Origin of the sequence: Microcoleus sp. S13_C3 (assembly GCF_036700905.1) — a bacterium.
Lineage (GTDB): Bacteria > Cyanobacteriota > Cyanobacteriia > Cyanobacteriales > Microcoleaceae > Microcoleus.
On sequence record NZ_JAUBPT010000016.1, the window covers coordinates 26,352 to 41,982 of the forward strand.

The 15,631-nt window shown below is 46.6% G+C and carries 10 protein-coding genes, 1 tRNA gene and 1 pseudogene; 7 read left to right on the plus strand and 5 right to left on the minus strand.

Annotation, left to right across the window (positions count from 1 at the left end; genetic code table 11):
• Positions 1-45: 45 nt before the first annotated feature.
• On the minus strand, positions 46-1,203 hold the full coding sequence (locus tag QUA16_RS06950; RefSeq protein ID WP_333102482.1) for an aminotransferase class V-fold PLP-dependent enzyme: 1,158 nt from the start codon (positions 1,201-1,203) through the stop codon (positions 46-48).
• 160 nt (positions 1,204-1,363) lie between these two features.
• Here QUA16_RS06950 and QUA16_RS06955 point away from each other — a divergent pair, with 160 nt between their 5' ends.
• The 5 genes from QUA16_RS06955 to QUA16_RS06975 all read left to right on the plus strand — a co-directional run bounded on the left by QUA16_RS06955 (position 1,364) and on the right by QUA16_RS06975 (position 6,041).
• The gene (locus QUA16_RS06955; RefSeq protein WP_333102481.1) at positions 1,364-3,232 is read left to right on the plus strand and encodes a TM0106 family RecB-like putative nuclease; all 1,869 of its coding nucleotides are present in this window, start codon (positions 1,364-1,366) and stop codon (positions 3,230-3,232) included.
• Between the two features lie 133 nt (positions 3,233-3,365).
• On the plus strand, positions 3,366-4,448 hold the full coding sequence (locus QUA16_RS06960; RefSeq protein ID WP_333102480.1) for an esterase-like activity of phytase family protein: 1,083 nt from the start codon (positions 3,366-3,368) through the stop codon (positions 4,446-4,448).
• Positions 4,449-4,504: 56 nt separating this feature from the next.
• Positions 4,505-4,578, plus strand: a tRNA-Asp gene (locus tag QUA16_RS06965).
• 163 nt (positions 4,579-4,741) lie between these two features.
• Positions 4,742-5,404, plus strand: a complete 663-nt coding sequence (locus tag QUA16_RS06970; protein WP_333102479.1) for a Uma2 family endonuclease — start codon at positions 4,742-4,744, stop codon at positions 5,402-5,404.
• A gap of 43 nt (positions 5,405-5,447) precedes the next feature.
• Positions 5,448-6,041, plus strand: a complete 594-nt coding sequence (locus tag QUA16_RS06975) for a nucleotidyltransferase family protein (protein WP_333102478.1) — start codon at positions 5,448-5,450, stop codon at positions 6,039-6,041.
• Positions 6,042-6,087: 46 nt separating this feature from the next.
• Here QUA16_RS06975 and QUA16_RS06980 read toward each other — a convergent pair whose 3' ends face one another.
• Positions 6,088-6,297, minus strand: a complete 210-nt coding sequence (locus QUA16_RS06980) for a hypothetical protein (protein WP_333095267.1) — start codon at positions 6,295-6,297, stop codon at positions 6,088-6,090.
• Positions 6,298-6,394: 97 nt separating this feature from the next.
• Positions 6,395-6,892: a DUF393 domain-containing protein gene (locus QUA16_RS06985; RefSeq protein ID WP_333102477.1), complete on the minus strand. Its 498-nt coding sequence runs from the start codon at positions 6,890-6,892 to the stop codon at positions 6,395-6,397.
• 349 nt (positions 6,893-7,241) lie between these two features.
• Here QUA16_RS06985 and gltX point away from each other — a divergent pair.
• Together gltX and QUA16_RS06995 are read left to right on the plus strand one after the other, a co-directional pair.
• Positions 7,242-8,684, plus strand: a pseudogene (gene gltX, locus QUA16_RS06990) (glutamate--tRNA ligase); the annotation flags it as partial.
• 402 nt (positions 8,685-9,086) lie between these two features.
• Entirely contained in the window at positions 9,087-9,521 is a 435-nt protein-coding gene (locus tag QUA16_RS06995; RefSeq protein WP_333102509.1) for a CAAD domain-containing protein, read from the plus strand.
• 296 nt (positions 9,522-9,817) lie between these two features.
• Here QUA16_RS06995 and QUA16_RS07000 read toward each other — a convergent pair whose 3' ends face one another.
• The gene (locus QUA16_RS07000) at positions 9,818-13,498 is read right to left on the minus strand and encodes a CHAT domain-containing tetratricopeptide repeat protein (RefSeq protein ID WP_333102476.1); all 3,681 of its coding nucleotides are present in this window, start codon (positions 13,496-13,498) and stop codon (positions 9,818-9,820) included.
• Positions 13,499-13,538: 40 nt separating this feature from the next.
• Positions 13,539-14,888 (minus strand): transposase, encoded by a 1,350-nt coding sequence (locus tag QUA16_RS07005; RefSeq protein ID WP_333102475.1) that lies wholly within the window; start codon positions 14,886-14,888, stop codon positions 13,539-13,541.
• Positions 14,889-15,631 lie beyond the last annotated feature (743 nt).

Genomic DNA, 15,631 nt, shown 5'->3' on the forward strand with positions numbered 1-15,631 from the left:
ATTTGTGTGGTGGCGGTTTTAACAGCCGACTCTTATCAGGAATTTTTAACTAACTTGACGCAAAATACCCTCAACTAACTTATCAATCTCCGCCTCCGTTGTAAAATAGTGAACACAAGCCCGCACACAATCAGGATTAAGAATTGTCCTTACCATACTCCCCTGCTTCTCTAACAAATCAACTAGCTGCTTGTGCGGCATCCCGTTAGTTAATCGAAACGAAACCAAACCAGCTTCCGGCGCCGATGTCCGCAAACATTCCACATCAGGAAGTACCGACAAACGTTCCCAGAGATACTTACTCAAACGGCAAATTTCTGCATACCTTTCCTCGATCGTACCCCATTCATGTTGCAGGGCGATCGCACTCCGCAAACCCGCATACAAAGGATAAGCAGAAGTCGCAATTTCATAGCGCTGCGATCCAGGCTTCCAGCCAAGAACTTTAGCATTAGCATCCGTCACAATTCCCCGCCAACCGATAAACACCGGATGCAAATCTGCCAAAGCTTCAGCGCTCACATAAAGTCCCCCCAAACCTTCCGGGCCACACCACCATTTGTGACCAGTAAAAGCATAAAAATCAACCCCAGATTCAATCAAATTCAAAGGCAAAACCCCCACAGATTGAGCCGCATCAACTAATACTTTGACTTTTGTTTGATGACATACTTTCACAATCTCAGCCAGAGGCAAAACTTGGCCAGTATTCCACAAAATGTGACTGATAACCAACAAGCGAGTATTTGGCCGCAAATTATCAGCAATCACCGCCACCGCATCGCCCTCATTCAAAGTAGCCGCCAACGGACAAATCGAAACCTCAATGTTGAAACGGCGCTGAAGTTCCATTACACTAGCTACAATGCCGTGGTGCTCGCAGTCAGAAAGCAGCAAATGGTCGCCCGCTTTCCAGTCAATGCCCCACAGCGCAATATTGCAGCCGACGGTGACATCTTCAGTCAGGGCGATGGTTTCAGGAGGTACCGTCAACTCAGATGCGATCGCACGTCGCGTCAGCATCGCCTCCTGAACCACCCAAGCCCCCACCTCCCCCGAAAACGGCCCCCCAAGCTGCACCCGTTTGTAAGCCTGATAAATCGCCTCTAAAGCAGGCTCAGGCAGCGGCCCTTGTCCGCCGTAGTTAAAATAAGCTTTATTGGCCAAAGCAGGGAATTGTTGCCGGTGATTGTCCTTTGTCATTTTTTTTGGGGAATTATTGATAGCGTTAATATTGAATAACTGATGGTGTGAACTTTCTATCCTTTGACTTTTGCCTCAAGCTAAATAATCAATCCGTGTATCCGTCTCAAAATCCGTGTCGTGCTTTCCTTCTAATTATTCTATGCCTTGCGAATACTAAATGTTAATAACTGACAAACTGCTACTTTCCTATCAGCGATGCCATCTCCGAGCATTTTTAGACACCTGCGGAGACTGGAAACAACTAGATCCCCCCAGCGACTTTCTGCTGAAACTGATGCGCGACAGCGCCGCATACCAGCAGCAAGCTTTGGAACACGAGACTTACCAACAACCATATTATCCTAGAGGGGATTGGGAAGCCGGCGCGGCCGCTACATTGAGTTTAATGCAGCAAGGGGTCGATCGCATTTACCGAGGAGTTCTGATCCAGGGCGAATTCGGCAAAACCAACGGCGCAACAACTTCTCTGGTAGGAATTGACAGTCAATATTTCCCAGAATTTGGCGAAATCCCCGAAACTCCCGTTCATCTTTCATCCTCCAATCTTCACTCTTCAAACATTACCCTGATCAGCCGCCCCCATTTATTAATCAAACAGCCGGGACAATCAAAATTGGGCGATTGGAGTTATATTACTGCGGATATTTGGCTTAGCAAGCGACCAAAACAAGAGTATCAAATTATCGCAGCTTTTCACGCCCATGTTTTAGCTTCGGTGCAGGAAACAATGCCAGAGACTGCGTGGCTGATGCTGCGAAAAAAAGGGTGGTGGCAGGTGAATCTCGACCAGCGAACTCCTCAGATGTTCGAGATTTTAGATGATTGCATTCAGATGATAGAAAATCGGGATAAACCAGAGGTGTTCATTTCTAGGCAAAAGTGCAATCTTTGCGGTTGGTATACTATCTGTCACGCCGAAGCCGAATCTATTAAACATCTTTCCTTATTGCCGGGAGTTACTGCCAGCCGCTATGCTAGGCTAAAAACTCTCGAAATTACTGATGTAGAAGCTCTCGCTAATGCTAGTTCCGAACTGCTAGCTGAGTATCCAGAATTCCCGGACAGAGTTGCTTTTGATGTGGTGCAGCAAGCTCGATCGCACTTGCTAAATCAACCGCTGTTGCGGGAAGAAGGAAGTTCGGCAACGGATTTTGTAACGGATGTAGCGGATGTAACGGATAGAAGTTCGGCAACGGATTTTGTAACGGATGTAGCGGATAGAATTTCGACAGCGAACACTGTACGGGATTTAACAAATTTAACGGATCTAGGTGTGAGGAAAGAAGGAATAAGGGAAGAGGCAGAAGTTAATGAATTTATAACCATACCTGAAGTTGCCGAGAAGAGTTTAGCAAAAGTTAATCTTGTTCTGGGAAAAACTACAGAAAATAAACCTGCGACATCTTCTATACCTGCGCCAATTCTCCGCAAGAAACCAATTCCCTATTCCCAATCTGTCTTTTTGCCGATCGCCCCAATCGAACTCTACTTTGACATTGAAGCGGAACCAGAGTTAAACTTAGATTACCTCCACGGAGTCTTAGTTGTTGACAGGTACAACAATACGGAAAAATTCCACGGTTTTTTGGCAGAATCAGCAGCAGAGGAAGGTGCAATCTGGCAGCAATTTTTAGAATTAATGTGGGCTTATCCTATAGCTCCGATTTTCCACTTTTGCGACTACGAAGTCAAGACTTTTAAGCGACTGGCTAAACTTTACAATACTCCCGCTTATTTGTGGAAACCTGTGCTGAAACGGTTTGTAGATATTCACAAACAAGTGACACAAAAAGCGATTATGCCGGTGGAAAGTTACGCACTCAAACCAATTGCCCGCTGGCTGGGTTTTGACTGGCGAGATGCTAAGGCTAATGGTGCTCAGTGCGTCTGCTGGTACGACGATTGGCTCAAAACTGGCGATCGATCGCTCTTGGAGGCGATCGTCCGGTACAATGAGGACGACTGTCGTGCTACATACATAGTTAAAGATTGGTTGACCAATTTTTTGCTGAATCATGAGGGGTGATTTTTAGATTTAATGAACCGCGAAGGCGCAAAGGGCGCGAAGGAAGAAAGGGAAGAGGAAGATAGGTAATAATGTATTTATTGGTAAAATGCGAAAGCTAGGAAAAGCAACTATATTTATTGTCTGTTTTTTGATGGCAGCAACAGTTGCTATTTGGGTAAACCAGTCAGCAAAATCTTTCGCCGTTACGAAAATAGATTTTATCGGCAGAGCAATATTTCCTACAGGTTCTCCGTTTCAGGGGACGGAAATTGGCGGACTTTCGAGCATTACTTATGATGCCGAAAAACAAGTTTATTATGCCATGTCGGATGACCGCAGCAGCAAGGCTCCGGCGCGATTCTATACTCTCAAAATCAACTTGCAATCTGGTAAACTGGAAAAAGAGAAAATTACTTTTACTGGTGTCACTACTTTATTAGATGAAAACGGCAAAGGTTTTCCTGAATTAAGTTTAGATCCGGAAGGGATAGCTTTTACTGGCAATAGCGTGTTTGTTTCTTCTGAGGGAGATGTCGATCGCCAAATAAATCCTTTTATCAAAGAGTTCTCCCTCGATGGTAAACTCCTGAAAACGCTGGCAATTCCTGAACTATTTTTGCCGGATGACAAGGGCACTAAAGGGATCCGCAACAATCTCGCTTTTGAAAGTTTAACTTTAACGCCCGATCGCAAATACCTATTCACCGCCACCGAAAACGCCTTGGTTCAAGATGGCGCCGTAGCTTCCCTGGAAACCGGGAGTCCGTGCCGGATTTTGCGCTACGATGCGGTGAGCGGCAATCCAGAAGCATCGTTTCTCTACATCACCGAACCCCTACCGGCTGGTGCGAATCCTGTGGGAAAATTAACTAGCAACGGTTTAGTGGATTTGTTGGCGATCGACGATAATCGGTTACTGAGTTTAGAGCGGGCTTTCTCCCTGGAAACCGGCACAACTATCAGAATTTTTGAGATTTCTCTGGAAAAGGGCGATCGTATTGAAGCACTCGAAAGCCTCAAAAGCCGTCTCAGCGAGGTTTCTCCCGCTCAAAAATGCCTCCTGCTGGATTTGGAAACGCTGAAAATTCCCCTAGACAACATTGAGGGGTTGACATTTGGCCCCGCCCTAGCGGATGCTAGCAGAGGTCTGATTTTGGTGAGCGACAACAACTTCAGTCCCCTGCAAGAGACTCAGATTTTGGGCTTCCAAATAAAAGTTCAAAAAACCTCTTGACAAAAGGTGAAGTTATAGGCATAATAGAAATTGTGCCTGAAAAAACGGCAAAACGAGGGACAGTAGTTCAATTGGTTAGAGCACCGCCCTGTCACGGCGGAAGTTGCGGGTTCGAGCCCCGTCTGTCCCGTTCTCTCGTAAATAGAAAGTTTAAACCTTTCATAAATCTCTTTCTAAATTGAGTTCGTTTGTAGTCAGGACTTCAGTCCTCCTGCGGATAAAAAAGGAGTAAAGTCCTGACTACGAATCTTATGCTATTTAGATAGCAGGACATGATTAAGGAGCGGGAAAATATGACCGTTACAACCATTAAGCCCTCACCGGAAAAAACTACACAACGGGTAGTATTATCTAATATCAGTTGGCAGACTTACGAAAGCTTATTAGCAGAAGCGGGAGACAAGAGATCCTCGCGATTTTCATACTCTCAAGGAGTCTTAGAAATTCTCATGCCATCCGACTTGCATGAAACTATTAACTGTTGGCTCAAACGGATTGTTACAGCTTTGACTGAGGAGTTGGACTTGAAGATTAAGGGATTTGGTTCGACGACTCTCAACCGTGAAGATTTAGAACAAGGTGCAGAACCAGATTCCTGTTTTTATATCCAAAATGTCGATCGCATTCTAGGGAGAAGGCTTGACATCTCAACTGCTCCTCCCCCAGACTTGGTAATTGAAGTTGATATTACCAGTCCTTCTTCTAATCGATTTGTAGTTTACACACAGCTAGAAATCCCTGAAGTTTGGCGGTATCGGGGACAAACTGTACAAATTTATCAATTGCAAAATCGGGAATATATTACCTGCGATCGCAGTCCGACATTTCCCATCCTTTCTGTAGCAATGCTCAATCAATTCTTGCAGATGGCAGAAACTCAAGATGACAATGCCATAATTCGGTCTTTGCGTCAATGGGCAAGCGAGCAGTTGCGATCGCCCGACAACGACCAATAATACTTAACTAAATTTAACTAATTTTAATGGAGGAATCTGCTAAATGTTAGAGACAAGCGTTGTTTTACAGGAAGTTGAACTTTTTTTTATGCAGCAAGGTAAGGTGTATGAAGCACTCCAAAACATTACTCAAAGTTTGTCGAGAGCAGGCATTGACTATGCAGTAATTGGTGGTATGGCTCTTGTGATTCACGGCTATATCAGAACTACTCAAGACGTAGATTTGTTACTGACACCACAAGGGCTAGATTCCTTTCGATCGATTTTGCTCGGTCGTGGATTTGTGCCTGCCTTTGCTGGTGCTACCAAAATGTTTAAGGATGTGAAAACAGGAGTATCTGTTGAGATTATCACAACCGGAGAGTTCCCTGGAGATGGGAAACCTAAATCAGTTAGTTTCCCTAACCCGGCAGCCGTAGCTGTTGAAAAAGACGGCATTAAAGTCGTTCGATTGGTTACACTGATTGAACTGAAGTTGTCATCAGGTTTGAGCGGTCGCGGTCGATTGAAAGATTTGGCGGATGTACAAGAATTGATTAAAGCTCTGAGTTTGCCTGCGGAATTAGCACAGGAACTCGATCGCTCTGTGCGAGAAGAATATTCCCGACTGTGGATCGATGTTCAGCCTGATGTTTGAAATTAATTGAATTTCTATTGATTGGACGATTGACTCCCAGCAGCGCTCAAAGGTGCGAGGAAATAAAGGGTCGGGCTATCTGATATGTCAGAACTAGGACGATGGGCACGAGGATCGGAATCGCCACTAGCAGTCCCCATTTGCCAAACCTAAGTTTTTGACCGTCCGATTTGAACAGGAAAATTACAGCGACAATTCCCATAAGTATCCAGAGACCACCGAAGCCCATGAAGACTGTATAGCCTGCATCTTGCATTTTTTTTGACCTTTAATAGTAGTCCATCTTTAATGTTAGTTGCAGTCTGTTTCTGCGGACATCTTCTGATAGGTCGATCGCACTTACCAAATATTACTCATTTTGAGTTGGGTTGGCATCGGCCCTGACTTTCGCACTCGATCCGCTGAGTTCGATCGCTCATAATAGTTGCTAAATCCGGCCTTCCCGTCAGCTTCAGCCGCCAGTGGGCCCAAATTCCGTACAGCCAATTGGCGATCGCCCCGATCGCTGGTAACTTAGTAACTGCATAAATCCATCCCATACCTAAAATCTCGTAGGTGCGGCGAAAAACCTCTACATTTTTAACTGTCGTACCGTCGGGTAATATCGCGTGAATCCGACCCATCGCCGTTTCGTAGTCGATTCCGCCGTGGGCCTCCGGGTTGTAGCCATCATCCGCGATATCCACAAACGACACTAAACCTCGCCCCGCATCGCGTTTTTTCAAGAAATTAACCTCCCGCACGCACAGAGGACATTCACCGTCGTACAGTAACTCAATCTGCCAAGCAGGCGCAACAGACTTGGGTGAGGGCGCAACAGATTCGGAAAACTCGGTTTTAGCAGCAGACATAGGGAAATATATTTTAATGTCGTCGATCGCACACAAACATTTTACAAGGATAAATAGTTATCAGGTGCGCCTTCGGTACTCCTAAAGCAGTTATTTGTGGTGTGAAAAATAGTCCCAAAGGTCAATCCAGTCTTGGCCACCCGCAAGCTATTATCATCAAGATGCCCTCTCCTGCCTTGCCGGAGACTTTACGCCCGATCGCTCGATCGTCGAATATCAAGCAATTCGAGGCAAAGTACCTGCCAAGCACAACTATTAAGTCGGCAACAAAATATAATAAAATTTGAAGTCTTAAACATCAGCTATTCGCCCAACCAGCAAATCGCCCAATCTAAAAGCAAAAATCTACATGAATGTCAGAGTCCGTCTAGCCCCCAGTCCCACCGGAAACCTACACATCGGTACCGCCAGAACCGCCGTATTTAATTGGCTGTTTGCCCGCAACCAAGGCGGCAAGTTCATTCTGCGGGTAGAAGACACAGACGTAGAACGTTCTAAAAGTGAATACACCGATAACATCCTCGAAGGCCTCACCTGGCTGGGTATGAACTGGGACGAAGGCCCGAGTTTTCAGTCACAGCGTCTGGAAATATACCGCCAAGCAGTCCAAACCCTTCTAGACAAAGGACTCGCCTACCGCTGCTACACCACGTCGGAAGAACTCGACGAAATGCGGGAAGCACAAAAAGCCAACAAACAAGCCCCCCGCTACGACAACCGGCACCGCAACTTGACAAGCAAACAGCGCGCAGCTTTTGAAGGCGAAGGGCGACAAGCTGTGATTCGGTTTATCATCGACGACGATCGCACGATCGCTTGGAACGACATGGTACGCGACACAGTAACCTGGAAAGGTAGCGACCTCGGCGGCGATATGGTGATTGCCCGTGCATCCAGCGGCGGCGTCATCGGTCAACCCCTCTACAACCTCGCAGTAGTTGTCGATGACATCGACATGGGCATCACCCACGTCATCCGTGGCGAAGATCACATCGGCAATACTCCGAAACAAATATTGCTCTACGAAGCTTTGGGCGCGACAATCCCAGAATTTGCCCACACGCCGCTGATTTTAAACACCCAAGGACAAAAGCTTTCTAAACGCGACGGCGTAACCTCGATTTCTGACTTCAAAGATATGGGCTACCTGCCCGAAGCTCTAGTTAATTACATGACTTTGCTCGGTTGGACTCCGCCGGATTCAACGCAGGAAATATTTACACTGTCGGAAGCAGCAGAATTATTTACATTCTATCGAGTCAACAAAGCCGGTGCAAAATTTGACTGGGATAAACTCAATTGGCTTAACAGTCAATACCTGCACAAAATGCCAGTGCCGCAATTGACAGATTTGCTGATACCTTATTGGTGGCAGAAAGGCGGTTATGAGTTTGACTCCGCGGCAGACCGCCCCTGGCTCGAACAAATAGCTGCTTTAATCGGCCCGAGTCTCGTTCGCTTAACCGATGCTGTGGATATGTGCAAGTTATTCTTCTCCACCACGGTGGAATACGAAGAAGAAGCACTCGCACAATTGCAGCAACCAGGGGCTGCACAGGCTTTACAAGCAGTTGTAGAAGCGATGGAAAGTCATTCATCCCTGACATCAGCGGAAGCTCAGAAAATCACTAAAAAGCTCAGTAAAGAGAAAAATCTTAACAAAGGGCTAATTATGCGATCGCTCAGAGCCGCTCTGACAGGTGCAATGCACGGCCCCGACCTGATAGAATCTTGGGTAATCCTTCACCAGCGGGGGACGGCTAAAACCCGCTTGCTTGATGCCATTAGCAACTTGAATTTGCCTGGTGTTGGTGTGGCGGCCGAAACTCCAACCCCAGAACAACCACACGCAGAAACAGTCGCCGAAAGTTCTGCTACAGAACAGTCAGCAGTGGAGGTTTCAAAAGTCGAAACACCGACTCTTGAAACAGTCGAAACCCCGGTTGTTGAACCATCAGCAGCAGAGGTTTCAGAAGTGGAAAAACTTGCGATCGAAACAGTCGAAACGCCGACTGTCGAACAAGCAGTGGAAGTTACAGCAGTCGAAATACCGACTTCAGAAACAGGCGAAGTGTCGGCTCTTGAACCAACCGACGGGGAGGTTGCAGCAGTCGAAATACCGGCTCTTGAAACAGTCGCAGCAGCAGTTGAAATAGCTGCCGCCAACCAGCAAAAAACTATTGCGAGTGGAGAAATGACTTCATCAAACGAACCAGAAACAACCGTTATCATCACCGAAATTCCTGCCGGAAATGAAGCAGACAGTTCCAGCGGTACAACAAAAGTCATAATTACCGAAGAACCGCCAAGTCAGGGCCAGCAGATCAAAGAACAAATTATCTCAATTTTGTCCGAGTTGCCCGCTTACATCGGCAGCTTTTACGAACAGTACAAAAGTCCCCTGACTGTTATCGGTGTAATTGTAGCCTCGATTGTCTCTTTGAAAGTGCTTTTGGGCGTAATAGACGAACTCAACGACATCCCCCTGCTAGCACCCACATTCGAGCTAATTGGTATCGGATACACCGTGTGGTTTGTCTACCGCTATTTGCTGCGATCGTCCAATCGGCAACAATTAGCTCAAGAAATTCAAGCCTTGAAAGAACAAGTTTTCGGCAAAAAGTCCTAAACTTTTGCTGGTAATTTGTTGAAATTGTGCCCGACACTGATAACTTTAAATAAGTTGTTAGTGTCGGGTTTTTAAATGACTAATGACTGTTGACTGTTGACTGTTGACTGTTGACTGTTGACTGTTGACTGTTAACTGTTGACTGTTGACTGTTAACTGTTGACTGTTAACTGTTGACTAATGACTAATGACTAATGACTAATGACTAATGACTACTGACTACTGACTACTGACTACTGACTACTGACTAATGACTACTGACTACTGACTACTGACTACTGACTACTGACTACTGACTAAACCCCAGCCGCAGTAAAAGCCGCCCAATAATAAGGGTTAGCAAAAGGATAGGGTTTGCGGTTGCGGATTTGCTGCAAAGAAGCCTCCGCAATCAGGCGAGAACTTTGAGAAAGCCGATCGAACATTTGCGAAATTTGAGGTTGAAAATCCGCCAGCAACACCTCCAATTCCTCGCTAGTCAAATCCCGCAGCCACCTTTGAGCATCCCCCAGGGCGATCGCCACATCTCCCACCTGCAACCGAGAAAACCGTCCCAGATTTTCATAAAACTTGCTCGTCAGCAGCAGCGTAGAAACATCATTCACCTTCCAAAGACTGCTAACCACACTAGACGTGCCAGCATACAACAAACCCGCCGACAAACCCACAAAATCTCCTCCAGCACCGCTAACTCCGCCAGCGGCAATTTCGCAACCCGATAAAGTAACTAAAAAATATTGCCGAAAATCGAGATTAAAAATTTCCTCCAAACTCAGAGAATCATTCCTCAAAAACACTGCGGATTTCAGTGGCCAAGCCAAATTAAGCAAACTCAAACAAGCAAAATGAGCGCATTTTTTATGCGGCAACTGCCCTATTTGCTGGGGCAAATTCCCATTATTAGCAGACATTTCTTGGGAAAAAGCCTCTTTAATTGCCGGCTTATGGCGCACAACTTCTGTACTGGCAAAATACTGGGAAATAGTGCCGATTTCAATGTTGCTGTAGAACGCATCTCTGGTGAAAGTGGGAATTGCCAAAAGCTGCTGCAAACCGGGTTTGTACCGACCAATAGCCGCTCCGTGTGCACTTTGTCTCAACAGCAATAGCTGACAGCTAGGAGCATAGCGAATTCCTCCGGCAAATCGATCGATCAAATAAGCAGCAGGCGCTGCAACGTCGCCAAAAGACGAACTTTGAGAAAAATCCGAAAGGCTGTAGGTTTCCACATCAAAACCGCTGCGATCGCTCCACCCAGACCTAAAAATTCCCCCACCGTCATCAAACCCGTCTCTCCCCGCCAAAGGCAAAGCGTGGAGTGGCAAAGCGTGCAAAAATCGGTGCGGCACAAAAATCAGCCGATCGCAATTATCGGGAATCAGCGCCACCACTCGATCGACTTCCAGCATCGTAGCCAAGCGTTTGAGGCGAGTCGGGAGATGATTGATCCAGCGACCTTTTTGTTCAGAATAAGCGGTGAGGTACTCCTGGCCCCAACTTTCGGCAGCCAAAGCATTTTCCGGCGAACACACGTGAACGGCGGGATATTGTGCACTCTTTACCACCACAAAAGCAACCAGCAACTCTCCCAAACTCGCCCACACCACAGCAGCGCAATTGTCATCAGGCAACAATTGGCGAATTTGCTCGAAAGCGATCGGTTCAACTTTGTGAGCTAGGCTGAAGAAAGGATCGTTTGCCTGCACCTCCCGCGCAATCAACCTATCAAACTGCTTCCACAATTGATTTAAGTGCATGAAGTCCGAATTCGACAGCAGAGAACCGCTGTTCAAACCTTGGCTATCGCCCTCAGAAATCAAGGTCGTGTTCGGCTCAGGTTCTCCCTCTTCTTGGTGCCGCTGTTCCCCCGCTATTTCCAGTTGCAGCGACTCCAACTCGCTTCGCACCGCTGCGGGAATTTCGGCTTTCGGAGTCAAGTGGCATTTAACCAGCAGTTCTACCAAATTCCGATTTTTGTGGCGTTCGGCGTATTCCAGAGCCTTAGCGTAATATTCAGGTTGGGTGGCGCCGAGTTCCAGGCAAACTTGCACCAGGCATTTATAGAGTCCAGCCCAGGTGCGGGTTAATTTGACTTTTGGGGTACTCGTCCGTGAAGCGTAGCTATCCCGTAGGGAATCGCCAAAATCAACTGTATCAACCCCAACTTCGCAACGCAAGAATTCCACAGTATCGACAGCAGCGGTAAAAACCCCGTAAGCGCGAAGCAAGTCGCCTCGAACTCGGTAAGCTTGACCCAAATAAAATAAAATTTCAGCCCAGCGGTGAGGATAGGTTTCGCGAGTGTAGACTTGACAGGCACTGTGATAGCAGCCGATCGCGCTTTCCATGTGCGACAAGTTTTCCGCCTCCGTCAGTTGCGAATAAGCCCTACCGAGATAAATTTGCAGCATTGCCCAGCGGTTGGGATATGCCTGCCTGGTGTAGACTTCGCCCGCATTTTGATAGCAGGCGATCGCGCTTTTGAGGTTGCGGTTTTTTTCCCCTTTCAGGTGTTCGCAGAAAGCGCGGCCGAGGTAGGCACACAGCATTGCCCAGCGTTCTGGAGTTTTTTGGCGGTTGCAAAACAGCAAAGCATTTTGATAGCAGGCGATCGCCATTTCCATATTTTCGGCTTTTTCCCCTTTCACCCGCCGACTGTAGATCCTACCGAGGTAAGTTTGGATCGAAGCCCAGACTTCTGGAAATTTGATGCGGGTGTAGACTTGTAAAGCATTTTGATAACAGGCGATCGCCATTTCCAAATTTTCCACCGGATCGCCTTTGATGCGATCGACAAACACCCGACCCAAATTCCTTTGAGTGGTCGCCCACTGCTGCGGAAAAGCTTCCCGAGTCCGCACCTGCAAAGCTCTCTGATAGCACGTAACCGCGTATTCGAGATTTTCAGCTCGGTTGCCCTGCAGCAACTCACAGTAAGCATTTGCCAAATTATTTTGAGTTGTTGCCCAACGCCGGGGAAACACCTTGCGGTTGTAGACTTGCAAAGCATTGTGGTAGCAAGCGACTGCCAGTTCCAGATTTTGGGCTCGGTTGCCCCGCAGTCGGCGACTGTAAGCACGGCCGAGATTGTTTTGAGTGCTCGCCCACTCTTGCCCGAAAGCCTCGCGGCTGCGAACTCGCAGCGCGTTTTCAAAGCAGGCGATCGCGTGTTCTAGATTGTCTGCCGGATCTCCCCTGAGACGCTCGCTGTAAGCGTTGCCCAGATTATTTTGCAGCGTCGCCCACTGTTCCGGGTACTGTTCGGGCGTGCGTACTTGTAGGGCATTTTCAAAGCAAGCGATGGCCTGTTCGATATTTTGAGCCTTATCACCTCTGGGGCGATCGGTGTAAGCGTTGCCCAGATTGTTTTGCATCACCGCCCATTCTTGGGGAAAGTCTTTGCGGGTAAAAACCTTAGCAACTGTTTCGTAACCGGCAATTTCGATTTCCAAGTTATTAGCCTTGCTGCCGAGGGGAAACCGCCCAATTTTGTTGCTCAGATTGCCGATTAACGCTGCAATCCGCCTTCTCTCGGATTCTTTGGCAGCAGAAAACACCAAATTTGCCCAGCAGCGCAGCAGTTGTGCAAAATTCTGGTCGAGTTTATCTAAATTGTTTCTCAGCAGCGAGTACAGGTGCTGCGAATCAGCGCCGCGCGCCACTGCCTGCAATACTTCTGCTAAAAAAGCCAGATATGCTGCCCCGGTTGCGGGCAATTTAGAATTGCCCTTTGCAGATTCTAAGGGTGCGATCGCCTTTTGGAAAAATTTTGCAGCTTTCAGCAAGCTTTCTCGCGTCAGTGCCACTTCTTCCAAATAAAGCGTTTGCAGGAGCCCAAAGTCGATCGACTTTGGGTTCGTCCTCAAAATCAAATCTATTCCTGAGTCTCCAGGATTTTCCAGCAGCGCTTGGAGCATATTAACATCAGTTTTGCGACGCTGTTCGTCCATCGTGCATTCCGCCAAACTATTAACCATAGGAGCGCTGCTTCCCTGCAACCAAGTGAACTACCCACCCCTAAATCGTAGTACCGAATATAGTAGGGGCTTCTGTACTCATAGGCGAGTGCCAAAGCGGAGACTTTCGTCCCAGCTTTGGTCTTACCTCGCATCCTAAAGCAGAAACGGCTGAACCTTCCGCCTTTAGTATTTTGATACCTTCTGCTTTCATCTTTATCGCTGCGTTCCCCTCCCGATCGCGATCGGTAGCACAGTGAGGATAAGTCCCTTCCCTCATATCTAATGGCATCTCGGTCATTTGATCGAAACAATTAGAACAAAGTTTGGAACTGGAAACCCCTCTATCAATCTCGACTAAGTTTCCGCTTTTGCGTTCCCACTTGTAGGCTAAGAAGTTGGTAAAACTTTCCGAAACCTGATCTGATATTGCTTTCGCCCAATTGGAATTGCGAATCATGTCCCAGAAATGAAATTTTTCTACTATGACCGCGAGGCGATCGCTGACCCACTTATAACTAAGTTTATGTAGAAGAAAGTCTTGCCACAAATTCCTAAACCGTTCGCATACCTTGGTCACAGCTTTTCTATATTTATATTCAGAATTACTTCTTTTCTGCTGGCGCTTCAAGTTCTTCCCGTGCTTGGCAAAATGCTTAGCATTAAAGTCATATTTAGATTTTTTTTCATCATCGGGGACAATAGCAAAGTATTTCAATCCTAAATCAATGCCCGCAATCCTACCTTTTTTTCTTGTCTGGTTTTCAGCTTTAATTTCAGTCAGTATAGATGCCAGATATAGCAATCCTAAATGATTTGTGTAATTCTTGTAGGGGCAAAACCCACGCCCGGTTGCCCCGCCTTGGCTGGGGTAGGCACGGGGAGTAGGGGTAGCACTACCCCTACATATTTTTACAACTGATTTTGGATTGCTATATTTCCCTGAATATTTTTTACTAATAATTGAATTATGAATTTTACCCTCACTTAATCTATATCTATTTATTTTGGGCTTATTTATTCCCTTATACAGGCAACTCCTAGTGCCAGCTACAATTGTCACGTTTTGAGGATACTGAAATGACTGTTTTTTCTCTTGAGATGGGAGCTTATCAAACCCAGCCAATTCATCAAGAAAGTTTTTGTATGCAGTCGTTAAGTTAAGCGTACTAGCTTGCCAAAATTGGCTGTAATACTTACCTATCCCTACACTTCCATCGGATTTTTTGAACACCAGTAAAAGTGTGTTGAACCCGAAGCAGCCAAGTCCTTTAGGAGTTTTTTTATCAACTTCAATTGATTTATTTAGACCATAATTAGACCACCAACGCGCCCATCCAAAAGTTGAAGCTACTTGTATTTGTTGATTTTGGGTAGGATACAAACGAACTTGGATAGCCTTGTGTAGCAATCAACATCACCTCCTTGGTTCTTCTATTCTCTCACAATATACAGTTGATGAACAAAGCATTACGAAAAAATTTTGTGACGAAGATTACATATTTTCTCTCTTGAAAGCGATACGCAAAAATACTTGAGGATGCAATCGTCCTCACCTGCCCTTCCCACTATAACGGTACTCGGTTTAGTGGGAAGGGCGCGAAATAGTTAAACCAGGATTCACCAGTCCCAACAGATACGCAGATAGCGAAACTAGCACCTACGATCGCTAATAGTATTATTTTGCGCGTGGCTCTTGAGTAAAATCCCGGTTAAAGGCGCCGTCACCCTGTGGGGGCGGGTTTCACAGGCATTTCTAAAATTGACAAACCCGCCCCGACAGACTTGCAGCGGGACGGGTTTACTTTTACCCCGATCGGACTTACGCTAAGAAACCCGGTTTCTGGGAAAATATTCGGTTTAGTAACGAGAAATCTCGAAAGAAACCCGGTTTCTGAGGAAGAGTGTGTCCGGGAGTAAAATCCTATCCGGTCGATTACCATTCATCAGGTAGGGGCGGGTTCACCAACAATATCTGCCAATAATTGACAATCTCAAAAACCCGCCCGGCCGGGATATTATGGTCAATCGATCGGACATGATATAAGGAATGAGAATTAAATAAAATCCACTTTTCCTGTTTGTTGTGGGATGGGCGTCCCGCCCGTCCTTTCTGGGCGGGCTGGACGCCCATCCCACAAGAAAAAAGGGAAA

What these genes read in the sequence shown, in the direction of transcription:
- QUA16_RS06950 (WP_333102482.1), bottom strand. Translation starts at nt 1,203, where the DNA reads ATGACAAAGGACAATCACCGGCAACAATTCCCTGCTTTGGCCAATAAA.
- QUA16_RS06955 (WP_333102481.1), top strand. Translation starts at nt 1,364, where the DNA reads ATGTTAATAACTGACAAACTGCTACTTTCCTATCAGCGATGCCATCTC.
- QUA16_RS06960 (WP_333102480.1), top strand. Translation starts at nt 3,366, where the DNA reads ATGGCAGCAACAGTTGCTATTTGGGTAAACCAGTCAGCAAAATCTTTC.
- QUA16_RS06970 (WP_333102479.1), top strand. Translation starts at nt 4,742, where the DNA reads ATGACCGTTACAACCATTAAGCCCTCACCGGAAAAAACTACACAACGG.
- QUA16_RS06975 (WP_333102478.1), top strand. Translation starts at nt 5,448, where the DNA reads ATGTTAGAGACAAGCGTTGTTTTACAGGAAGTTGAACTTTTTTTTATG.
- QUA16_RS06980 (WP_333095267.1), bottom strand. Translation starts at nt 6,297, where the DNA reads ATGCAAGATGCAGGCTATACAGTCTTCATGGGCTTCGGTGGTCTCTGG.
- QUA16_RS06985 (WP_333102477.1), bottom strand. Translation starts at nt 6,892, where the DNA reads ATGTCTGCTGCTAAAACCGAGTTTTCCGAATCTGTTGCGCCCTCACCC.
- QUA16_RS06995 (WP_333102509.1), top strand. Translation starts at nt 9,087, where the DNA reads ATGACTTCATCAAACGAACCAGAAACAACCGTTATCATCACCGAAATT.
- QUA16_RS07000 (WP_333102476.1), bottom strand. Translation starts at nt 13,498, where the DNA reads ATGGTTAATAGTTTGGCGGAATGCACGATGGACGAACAGCGTCGCAAA.